Here is a 10,685-nt window from a genome sequence, read left to right on the forward strand (position 1 = left end):
TCGATCGCCGGGGTTGTGCGGCTGCGCAGTCTTGCCGCCAGGGCCCGTCAATACAAGCCCCATGGGTGGCTGGCGCGCCTGTTATTCCGTAACATTCGCCGCTTTTTCGGCAATCCCCCTGCAACCCCGGCCGCTCCTGGCCGCCCTCTCAGGTAAACCATGAAACCCGCTCGCCTTCGCGCCGACGTCCTGGCCGGACTCACCACCTCTTTCGCCCTGGTGCCCGAGTGCATCGCCTTCGCCCTGGTCGCCCACCTCAACCCGCTGATGGGCCTGTACGGCGCCTTTATCATCTGCACCCTGACCGCGCTGTTCGGCGGCCGCCCGGGGATGATTTCCGGCGCCGCCGGGTCGATGGCGGTGGTGATCGTCGCGCTGGTGGTGCAACACGGCGTGCAGTACCTGCTGGCCACGGTGCTGCTGGGCGGGCTGGTCATGATCGCCTTCGGCCTGCTGCGCCTGGGCAAGCTGGTGCGGATCGTGCCGTATCCGGTGATGCTCGGCTTCGTCAACGGCCTGGCGATCATCATTGCCCTGGCCCAGCTGGAGCACTTCAAGGCCGATGAACACTGGCTCAGCGGCACGCCCCTGTGGCTGATGCTCGGGCTGGTGGCGCTGACCATGGCCATCGTCCACTGGCTGCCGCGCCTGAGCCGCGCGGTGCCGCCGGCGCTGGTGGCGATCCTCGGGGTCGGCCTGCTGGTCCACCTGCTGGGCCTGCCGACCCGCACCCTGGGCGACATGGCCCATATCGCCGGCGGCCTGCCAAGCCTGGTGCTGCCGGATATTCCATGGAACCTGGAAACCCTGGGCATCATCGCCCCCTACGCCTTCCTGATGGCCATGGTCGGTTTGCTGGAAACCCTGCTGACCCTCAACCTCACCGACGAAATCACCGAGAGCCGCAGCTTCCCGGACCGCGAATGCGTGGCCCTGGGCGCGGCCAATATCGCCTCCGGCCTGTTCGGCGGCATGGGCGGTTGCGCGATGATCGGCCAGACCGTGATCAACCTCAGTTCCGGCGGCCGTGGCCGGCTGTCCGGGGTGGTCGCCGGGACGATGATCCTGCTGTTCGTGCTGTTCCTCTCGCCCCTGATCGAGCGCATTCCGCTGGCTGCGCTGGTCGGGGTGATGTTCGTGGTGGCCCAGCAGACCTTCGCCTGGGGCTCGCTGCGGGTGCTGCACAAAGTGCCGCTGAACGACATGCTGGTGATAGTCGCGGTGACCATCATCACCGTGTTCACCGACCTCGCTATCGCGGTGCTGTGCGGCATCGTCATCGCCGCCCTCAACTTCGCCTGGCAGCATTCGCGCGAACTCTACGCCGACAGCCACGAGGAAGCCGACGGCAGCAAGCTGTACCGGGTCCACGGCACCCTGTTCTTCGCCTCGACCACGCCCTTCCTCAACCACTTCGACCCGGCCGGCGACCCGGCCCAGGTGACCCTCGACTGCCGCCACCTGAGCTTCGTCGACTACTCGGCCATCGCCGCCCTGAAAACCTTGCGCGAACGCTACAGCAAGGCTGGCAAACACCTGCGGGTGACCCACCTGTCCGAACGCTGCAAGCAGTTGCTGAAACGCGCGGGCATCCAGCACGGTTAAGCCCCTCGAGGTGGAGCCGCGCGCTCCACCTCGCCGACGCCATCGATATCACTGTGATATCATCGCCGCCTCTCCGGCCGCGGCCCGGGCAACCCCGCCCACACCGGAAGACCCCATAAAAGAAGGCGCCACGATGCGCCTCCCGCCTGCCTTGCCTGCAAGAACCGACGACGCCCCGGAGCCTTTCCGAGCGCGCCCCGCTCTGCTGCGAACCTGCCGGATGCCGCGCAGGTTGTGCCTTTTGCCGCCACAAGGAACACAGTCATGCTTTTACGATCGATGAACATTTCCCGCCGTGCAGGCCTCAGTTTTGCCCTGATCGCGCTGCTGGCGGTTGCGCTCGGCACCTTCTCCCTGCTGGAAATGCGGCGCATGAACGAGCAGTCGCTCGAGGTCGACAGGAACTGGCTGCCCTCGATCGTCGCGGCCAACGCCATGGCCCTGACCAGCACCCAGATCCGCACCCTGACCCTGCGCCAGCTGGTGGTACGCGACAGAAGCGACGTCGAGGCCCTGCTGGACCGGATCAATCAGCTCGAAGAGCAATTGTCGGCCCAACAACTGGTCTACGAAAAACTCAGTATCGCCCCCGAGGAAAAGGCCGCGTACGCGCGCTTCCTTGGCGTCAAGGCGCTGTACCTCAAGGACCAGCAGCGCGTCCTCGACCTGGCACGCCAGGGGCGCAAGGACGAGGCGATCGCGATCGTCGACGGCGGCCCGTTCCTGGCCAATGCCGACGCCATGCTCAAGGAGTTGCTGACCGTGGTCGAGGTGAATACCCACGGTGGCGAAGCGGCTGCCGCACGGAGCAATGATGTGTTCCAGAGCGCCGTCGGGTTGGTGCTGACGATCCTGGTCATCGTGCTGGTGCTGACCGTCGGCCTGGCCATCGTACTGACCCGCAGCATCGTGCGGCCGCTGAACCAGGCCGTGGAAGTCGCCGAGACCATCGCCAGCGGCGACCTGTGCCATGCCATCAGCGTGACCGGCAACGACGAACCGGCGCGCCTGCTGCACGCCCTGCAACGCATGCAGAACAGCCTGCGCAGCACCCTGCAGAAGATCGCCGATTCCTCCAGCCAGCTGGCTTCGGCCGCCGAGGAACTGCATGCGGTGACCGAGGACTCCAGCAAGACCCTGCACCAGCAGAGCAACGAACTGGAACAGGCCGCCACCGCAGTCAACGAAATGACCGCGGCTGTGGAAGAAGTGGCGCGCAACGCCGTCAGCACCTCCGAAGCGTCCCGGGAAACCGACGCCACCGCCCACCACGGCCGGCAGCAGGTGCAACACACCGTCGACTCCATCGGCGACCTGGCCGACGAGGTGACCCGCACCTGCGAGCAGGTCGAACACCTGGCGGTGGATGTGCGCAATATCGGTCAGGTCCTGGAGGTGATCCGCTCGATCGCCGAGCAGACCAACCTGCTGGCCCTCAACGCGGCCATCGAGGCCGCCCGGGCCGGCGATGCCGGACGCGGTTTCGCCGTGGTCGCCGATGAGGTGCGGGCCCTGGCCCATCGCACCCAGCAGTCGACCCAGGAAATCGAAAGCATGATCAACACCATCGAAGAAGGCACCGAAGGCGCGGTCAGCGCCATGCGCCACAGCAACGAGCGCGCCCACCTGACCCTGGAAGCCGCCCGCGCTTCGGGCCTGGCCCTGGACCAGATCACCCAGGCCATCACCTCGATCAACGAACGCAACATGGTGATCGCCAGCGCCAGCGAAGAGCAGGCCCAGGTCGCCCGCGAGGTCGACCGCAACCTGGTGAACATCCGCGACCTGGCGACCCAGACCTCGGCCGGGGCCAACCAGAGCAACGCCGCCAGCCAGGACCTGTCACGCCTGGCGGTGGAACTCAACGGCCTGGTGACTCAGTTCAAGGTCTGACGGCCGAAGGCTCCCGCGCCCTGCCGCGCGGGAGCCTTCAATAGGCGTATTGGCCAATCACCTGGCGCACCCTTTCCAGCGCCACCCGCAGTTGATCCAGCTCGACCGAACCCAGGGCCAAGCGGATGGCGTGGGGCACCGGCGCGGCGCTGACAAAGGGCTCGGCGGTGGACACCGAGACCTTCTCCCGCAGCAGGGCCATCGCCACCTGATCGGCGCGCACTTCCTCGGGCAGCGGCAACCAGAGGAAATAGGACGCCGGATGCCCGATGTACGCCAGGCCGGCCAGTACTTCCCTGGCCAAGGCCTGGCGGGCTGTCGCGTCCTGGCGTTTCTCGGTTTCCAGGCGCTGCACCGTGCCATCGTCGATCCAGTTGCAGACCAGCGCCGTCATCACCCCGGGGGTGTTCCAGGTGGTCGCGCGGATCACCCGTTCGATCGGCGGCACCCAGGCCGGCGGCGCGACGACAAAACCGACCCGCAGCCCGGTGGCGACATTCTTGGAAAACCCCGACACGTACACCGTCAGCTCCGGCGCCAGGGCCGCCAGGGGCGCGGGAGGATTCTCGGCGAGGAAGGCATAAGCGGCGTCCTCGATAATCAGCAACCGGTGCTGCCGGGCGATCCGTACCAAATGTTCGCGCCAGGCCAGGTCCAGCACCCAGCCCATGGGGTTGTGGAGGGTCGGCATGGCATACACCGCCCGCACCCGCCGACTGCGGCATAGCTGCTCGAACGCCTGCAGGTCGGGGCCGTGCTCGGTCAGGGCAATCGACACCAGCTCCACCCCATGGGCGTCGGCCACCACCTTGAATCCCGGGTAGGTCAGGGCATCGGTGGCCACCACATCGCCGGGCTTGAGCAGCGCCATCACCGTGGTCGCCAGGCCGTGCTGGGCGCCACTGACGATCGACACCTGCTCCGCTTCCACCTGCAATCCGCGACACGCCAGGTGCCGGGCCACGGTGGCCCGCTCATGGCTGCGGCCACTGTGGGGCTGGTAGCGCAGCAGCGCCTCCAGGTCACCGGCAGCCGCCAGCTGCCGCAGGCCGCCGCGCAGCACTTCGGCCTGCCCGGGCAACGCTGGATAGTTGAAATTGAGATCCAGGGTGCCCGCCGCGGTCGCCTGCTGGTCGATGCCCTGCCCCGGTGGCAGCGCGGTCTCGCGGACAAAGGTGCCGCGCCCGGTCTCGCCGCTGATCAGGCCCATGGCCTCCAGCTCGGTATAGACCCGCGATGCCGTTACCAGGGCCAGACCCTCCCTGGCGGCCAACTCACGGTGGGTCGGCAGGCGAGTGCCGGGCGGCAATGCACCGCCACGGATATCGGCGGCAAAAGCATCGACCAGTTGTTTGTAGCGGGCACGGGCCATAGCGGGATGTATCCATGACAATATTTTGATTGTATTGCTTAGCACTCCTAGGATGGGGCCTGAGCAGCCCAGGCGCAATCTCGCCCTGAAGCGCGGCGCTTACCCTTGAACAGAGCTGAGCCCCTGAATGGAACGGACATCGCCCCTGCCACACCCCAGCACACAAAAAGCCGCGAGCGGCTGGCTCAACGGCTTTATCGGCGTGCTGATTTTCAGCGGCTCGCTGCCGGCCACCCGGGTGGCCGTGCTGGAGTTCGACCCGCTGTTCCTGACCGTGGCCCGCGCCAGCATCGCCGGCATCCTGGCCTTGTGCCTGTTGCTGCTGTTCCAGGAAAAGCGCCCAAGCAGAAGCCAGCTATGGCCCCTGGCGATAGTCGCCCTGGGCGTGGTGGTGGGCTTTCCGCTGCTGACCGCGCTGGCCTTGCAGTATGTGACCTCGGCCCACTCCATCGTCTTCCTCGGCCTGCTGCCCCTGGCCACCGCAGTGTTCGGCGTGCTGCGCGGCGGCGAGCGGCCGCGGCCGGTGTTCTGGCTGTTCTCGGTGCTGGGCAGCCTGCTGGTGGTGGGATTTGCCCTGTCCCAGGGGCTGAGCGCCGCGCCGGCCGGAGACATCCTGATGCTGCTAGCGATTCTGGTCTGCGGCTTGGGCTACGCCGAAGGCGCCAAGCTCTCCCGCACCCTGGGCGGCTGGCAGGTGATCTCCTGGGCTTTGGTATTGGCGCTGCCGGTGATGATGGTGCTGACCCTGTTCCGCGCCCCGCCTTCGTTTAGCGGAATCACCCTGCCCGCCTGGCTGAGCCTGGCGTACGTCGCGCTGTTCAGCATGCTGATCGGCTTTGTCTTCTGGTATCGCGGGCTGGCCCAGGGAGGGATCGCCGCCGTCGGCCAGTTGCAATTGCTGCAACCCTTCTTTGGCCTGGCCCTGGCCGCCACCCTGCTGCATGAACAGGTCAGCCTGGGCATGCTGGGCGTGACCCTGGCAGTGATTTTGTGCGTGGCCGGGGCGAGGAAGTTTTCGAAATAGCGGTTCGGCCTGCCCTTAAAAAGATTGGGTGGGCCTGAGGTATCCCCTCAGACCGGGGAGATGGTCGCCAGCAGACCAATCGCAATGGTCAGCGCCAAGAATCCAAACAAGAAAATCGCCATCTTCGCCATAAAGGCCTCCTGAACAATAGGTTTTCGCCAACGCGAAAAGCAGAACGCCGCCTCAGGCTCCAGCCGGCAGGCCGGTGCGCCTGAGGGGTGCGTCATTGTCAGGCCGGATCTGATCCCGATACAGATGCAGGTGACGAAGAAAAATACGGATCAGATGACGATGGGTTCTGCCGGCTCATGGGCCAAAGGTCCGGGGACAGGAGGCAAAGCCGAGATACCCCGCCCCAGGATTGCCAACGCCCACGCCTGCATGGCAGCGCGGGCAAGCGGCAACTGGGTTACTTGCGCGCCAGCTTGTAGCGCACGCAATCGTCGTAAAAGCTCTGCCGGACCGTGGCCGGCTTGGCCCGCGAGGGGCTGTCGTAGGTCTGCTCGGTAATGCCCAGGGCCATCATGCGCATCCAGCCCTTGGTGAACTTGTAGGTCTGCAACTTCTGCCGCGCGGCATACAGCGAAACGCCCGACAGTTTCAGCTCCTGCGCCCGCGCCGCCGTCCCCGCGCCCCAACTGCACACATACCGGTCATTGGCCGGCAACTCTTTGCCCTCGGCCGCGACAGCCACGCTGACCAAGGCGAACGAGGTCAGCGTCATCCACACATTGCGCATTTTCCGATCTACCTAACCAACTGAAATTAAAGTGATTTTGGCGGTGATTTAGCGCTTGCGGGGCCAGCACGATGCCTTGTTGGAGAAGGCAATATGCCGCTCTTTTAATGGCCACTTACTTCACTGCTCGCGCCGCGGCCGGCCTCGGACAGCAACCACTGCCGCAGCACCGCGACATTCGGTCGCTCCAGGGTCGTGGCCGGATACACCAGGTAATAGGCCAGGTCACTGGCCACGCTCCGGGCAATTGGGGCCAGCAACAGGCCCTCGGCCAGCTCACGCTGGACCAGCGACAGGCGCACCAGAGCCACCCCCAGACCGGCCTTGGCGGCCTCTATGGCGCCGTTGCTGTCGACGAACACCGTGCCCTGCCGGCCATCGACCCGGGAGGCCCCGGCGGCCTCCAGCCAAAGCTGCCAGTCATGCCGATGTTCATCGTGCAGCAGGCGCAAGTCCGCCAGATCATCGACGCTGAGACGAATGCGTTCGCCCAGCAGTTGCGGGCTGCACACCGGGATCAGTTCATCATCCAGCAAACGCTCGCTGACCAGCCCGTCGTAGCGTCCGAAGCCATGGCGCACCGCTAGGTCCACGCCATCTCGGGCCAGGTCGACCTTGCGGTTCGAGGCGCTGATGCGCACGTCCACCCCGGGCAACCGCGCCTCCAGCCCGCCCAGGCGCGGCACCAGCCACTGCATGGCGAAACTCGGCGTGCAACTGAGCACCAGCACATCCAGGCGCGCCCGCCCCAGCAGCTCCATCGTGGCCTCGCGCATCAGGCGAAAGGCCGTGCGCAAGGTGGCGAAGTACTGCTCGCCGGGCGCGGTCAGGATCAGCTGCCGCGGCCGGCGCACAAACAGCTGAATGCCCAGGGCCGCCTCCAGCTCCTTGATCTGCAGGCTGACCGCGCCGGGAGTGACGTTCAGTTCCCCGGCGGCCAGGGTCACGCTCAGATGACGCGCCGTGGCTTCGAACGCCCGTAACGCCCCCAGCGACGGCAAGTTCATATTCAAGGTTTAGCCCTCCTCAACCATCCAGCGAAAAATGCTCGTTTGTCAGAGCCCTCCGACTCTCAGAATAATTCGCCATAACCAGGTTTCAAGCTGACGCAAGCCAACGAGCACAACTCAATCATCGACAGTCACGCAGGAGAGACGGACATGGCCACGCAAAAAGTCATGGGAGTAGTGGAATGGGGCCAGTTGATCGCGCTGTCCATCCTCTGGGGCGGGTCGTTCTTTTTCGTCGGTATCGCGGTGAAGGAGCTGCCACCCTTGACCATCGTCATGTGCCGGGTATGCCTGGCCGCCCTCGCCCTGTTGGCGCTGATTCGCATCCTGGGCCTGTCGCTGCCCGGGGACAGGCGCATCTGGCTGGCCTTTTTCGCCATGGGCCTGCTGAACAACCTGATCCCCTTCTGCTTGATCGTCTGGGGCCAGACCCACATCGCCAGTAGCCTGGCCGCCATCCTCAATGCCACCACTCCTCTGTTCGCGGTGCTGGTGGCGCACCTGCTGACCGCCGATGAAAAGCTCACCGGCAACAAGCTGGCCGGGGTCATTGTCGGTTTTATCGGCGTGGCGCTGATGATCGGCATGGACGCCCTGGCCGGCCTGGGCGACAACCTCGGCGCGCAGCTGGCGGTACTGGGGGCGGCGCTGTCCTACGCCTTTGCCGGCGTGTTCGGCCGGCGCTTCAAGGCCATGGGCGTGGCCCCGCTGATCAGCGCCACCGGCCAGATCAGCGCCTCCAGCCTGCTGTTGATGCCCCTGGCGCTGCTGGTGGACCGCCCCTGGACCCTGGCGGTGCCGAGCCTGGCCACCTGGGGCGCGCTGCTGGGCATCGCCCTGCTGTCCACGGCCCTGGCTTATGTGTTGTTCTTCCGGATTCTCTCCAGCGCCGGCGCCACCAACCTGATGCTGGTGACCTTCCTGATCCCCATCAGCGCCATCGTCCTCAGCGGCCTGCTACTGGACGAGCACCTGCAGGCCAAGCATTTCCTGGGCATGACCCTGATCACCCTGGGCCTGGCGGCCATCGACGGCCGCCTGCTGAACAGGCTGCTCAAGCCACGCCCCGAAGATGCGGACAGCTTTCTCGGCAAGGATATCTAGCCCCCTCGACCCGCCAGGAGCCCTGTCCTAAAGCTCCTGGTGCATGCACTCTCGCTCTCCCTCCGGGCAGAAAAGTACCCCCTGCAAGCGTCCGGCTGGTATCGTGCGGCCCTGTAAAAACACGCCGCATGATTTGAGGAAATGGACGTTGAGCACTGAAGAAAAACTGACCGGGGACCTGTTCGAAGTCGACAAGCGCCTGAGTCTCAAGCCCGTGGTGGACTTCAACAGCTATCTGCGCACAGCCTTCGGCGACGGCAAATGCACCTGCGGTCGTTGTGTCGCCAGCGCGGGCGACGAGAGCGGTTATGCCTACCAGCACAGCTTCGACTTCGACGGCCGGGCGACCCACCGCCGCTTCGCCACCACCGCGGGCAGCGACGTCCTGCTGGTGCTGAAAAAGGCCTGGCTGTCCTACACCAAGGCCGAGCTGGAAACCAGCGGCAACCTGGCGCTGAACACCGTCAAGGAGTTCGTCGAACCGCAGTTGCACAAGCGCCTGCTGCCGCTGCTGCTGGCCAGCGGGCTGGTCAAGGACGTCGACGGCGAGCTGCAGATACAGGCACAGGCGGCCTGAGGCTTTCCTTCTCCAACAATAAAAAGGTAAGGCACATGCACCCACTCTCCCTGCAAGACAGCACCGCGCCGGACGGCGTTTGTTTTGGCTGCGGCAGCAGCAACCCCCATGGCCTGCACATCAAGAGCCACTGGCATGAGGATGGGGTGCATGTGATGGCCGAGCACCTGCCGGACAGCCAATACTGCGGCTGGCCCGAGCTGGTGTACGGCGGTCTGATCGCCATGCTGGTGGACTGCCACTCGAACTGGACCGCCATGGCCTACCACTACCGCGCCGAAAATCGCGCCCTGGACAGCCAGCCGCGGATCAACTGCGTGACCGGCAACCTCGGCATCAAATTCATCAAGCCGACGCCGATGGGCGTGCCCCTGACCTTGCGCGCCAAGGTCGAAGGCGAACTCGGCCGCAAGAGCCGGGTGATCTGTGAGGTCTACGCTGGCAATGTGCTGACGGCGATTGGCGACTCGACTTTTGTCCGGGTCGATACCGAGCAGTTGGCCGCGACGGCCCATGGGCGGGAAGCCTGAGCCGGCTCAGGCCAGCCGGGCATCCGCGTCCAGGCCACGCTGCACAAACCAGGACAGGGGCAACGTCAGCAGCAAGGTAGCCGCCAGCAGCATCACCGCGACGGGCACGCCGGTGACGTCCCCCAGGCTGCCGAACAGCACCGGCGCCAGCGCCCCGCCGCCGATGGTGCCGGTATAGAAGATCGCAAACGCCTGCTCGCGCTTGCCCGCCCCCGCCAGGTCCGGCACCGCGCCATAGAGCACCGACGAGGTGCCGTTCAACGCCAGCCCCAGCAGCGGCAAGACCGCCATCAGGCCCAGATAGGGCAAGTACACCGCCAGTACGATCAGCAGCGCCGTGGTGAACTCCGTGAGCCACACGGTTTTCATCATGCCAATGCGCGCGCCCAGGTAGCCGCACAGCAACTTGCCGAAGGCCCCGCCGACAAACAGCAGGGTCAAGGCCAGGCCGATACCCGCCGTGCCAGCGCCCTTGGCCTTCAGCAGAAACGGCAGGAAGGTCAGGAAACCCATACGTACCGCACTGTCCAGGGTGCCGGTGACAATCAGTGCCCGTAGCCCGCTGGCCGAGCCTTTTCCGCTGACCGCCTTGACGGTCTTTGCAGGCTTGGACGACTCCGCCGCCTGCGCCGGAATCAACCACCACAGCAACCCGGCGGCCGCCAGCCCGAGCAGCCCCATCAGGGTGACACTGGCACGCCAGCTGAGCAGCGTCAGCAACAGGCCCACCAGCCCCGGAATCAGGGTCTTGCCGATATCGCCGGAAAAGTTGTACTGCGCCAACGCCTGCTTGACGCCGCCACCAGCCTCATGGGTATCGGTGATCATCGA

At 65.6% G+C, this 10,685-nt stretch carries 10 protein-coding genes and 1 pseudogene; 7 read left to right on the plus strand and 4 right to left on the minus strand.

Annotated elements, in window-relative coordinates; genetic code table 11:
* The first annotated feature begins 159 nt into the window (after nt 1-159).
* From J4D52_RS19105 to J4D52_RS30780, 3 genes and pseudogenes are all read left to right on the plus strand, one after another.
* Nucleotides 160-1,605 (plus strand): SulP family inorganic anion transporter, encoded by a 1,446-nt coding sequence (locus J4D52_RS19105; protein ID WP_102677501.1) that lies wholly within the window; start codon nt 160-162, stop codon nt 1,603-1,605.
* 279 nt (nt 1,606-1,884) lie between these two features.
* Nucleotides 1,885-2,640 (plus strand): annotated as a pseudogene (locus J4D52_RS30775) (MCP four helix bundle domain-containing protein); the annotation flags it as partial.
* Entirely contained in the window at nt 2,635-3,498 is an 864-nt protein-coding gene (locus J4D52_RS30780) for a methyl-accepting chemotaxis protein (RefSeq protein ID WP_370686802.1), read from the plus strand. The pseudogene J4D52_RS30775 and the gene J4D52_RS30780, both read left to right, overlap by 6 nt.
* 37 nt (nt 3,499-3,535) lie before the next feature.
* Here J4D52_RS30780 and J4D52_RS19115 read toward each other — a convergent pair whose 3' ends face one another.
* Nucleotides 3,536-4,870 carry a PLP-dependent aminotransferase family protein gene (locus J4D52_RS19115; protein ID WP_102677499.1) on the minus strand — a complete coding sequence of 445 codons (1,335 nt, stop codon included), beginning with the start codon at nt 4,868-4,870 and terminating at the stop codon, nt 3,536-3,538.
* Between the two features lie 127 nt (nt 4,871-4,997).
* Here J4D52_RS19115 and J4D52_RS19120 point away from each other — a divergent pair, with 127 nt between their 5' ends.
* A complete protein-coding gene (locus tag J4D52_RS19120; protein WP_102677498.1) occupies nt 4,998-5,894 on the plus strand; it encodes a DMT family transporter in 897 nt (298 codons plus the stop codon).
* Between the two features lie 409 nt (nt 5,895-6,303).
* Here the strand turns inward: J4D52_RS19120 and J4D52_RS19125 are convergent, their stop codons facing one another.
* Complete coding sequence (locus J4D52_RS19125) at nt 6,304-6,633, minus strand: hypothetical protein (protein ID WP_102677497.1); 330 nt, start codon at nt 6,631-6,633, stop codon at nt 6,304-6,306.
* A gap of 104 nt (nt 6,634-6,737) precedes the next feature.
* Nucleotides 6,738-7,640 carry a transcriptional regulator GcvA gene (gcvA, locus tag J4D52_RS19130; protein WP_102677496.1) on the minus strand — a complete coding sequence of 301 codons (903 nt, stop codon included), beginning with the start codon at nt 7,638-7,640 and terminating at the stop codon, nt 6,738-6,740.
* A gap of 153 nt (nt 7,641-7,793) precedes the next feature.
* Between gcvA and J4D52_RS19135 the strand changes: the two genes are divergently transcribed.
* From J4D52_RS19135 to J4D52_RS19145, 3 genes are all read left to right on the plus strand, one after another.
* Entirely contained in the window at nt 7,794-8,747 is a 954-nt protein-coding gene (locus J4D52_RS19135) for a DMT family transporter (protein ID WP_102677495.1), read from the plus strand.
* A gap of 148 nt (nt 8,748-8,895) precedes the next feature.
* Nucleotides 8,896-9,324 carry a hypothetical protein gene (locus tag J4D52_RS19140; protein ID WP_102677494.1) on the plus strand — a complete coding sequence of 143 codons (429 nt, stop codon included), beginning with the start codon at nt 8,896-8,898 and terminating at the stop codon, nt 9,322-9,324.
* A gap of 35 nt (nt 9,325-9,359) precedes the next feature.
* A complete protein-coding gene (locus J4D52_RS19145; protein WP_025809708.1) occupies nt 9,360-9,854 on the plus strand; it encodes a PaaI family thioesterase in 495 nt (164 codons plus the stop codon).
* A 6-nt stretch (nt 9,855-9,860) separates the two neighbouring features.
* Here J4D52_RS19145 and J4D52_RS19150 read toward each other — a convergent pair.
* Nucleotides 9,861-10,685, minus strand: an 825-nt coding sequence (locus tag J4D52_RS19150) for an MFS transporter (protein ID WP_207272147.1), incomplete at its 5' end; no start/stop codon positions are given.

The sequence above is a fragment of the Pseudomonas sp. GW460-12-10-14-TSB1 genome, assembly GCF_017349775.1.
Lineage (GTDB): Bacteria > Pseudomonadota > Gammaproteobacteria > Pseudomonadales > Pseudomonadaceae > Aquipseudomonas > Aquipseudomonas piscium.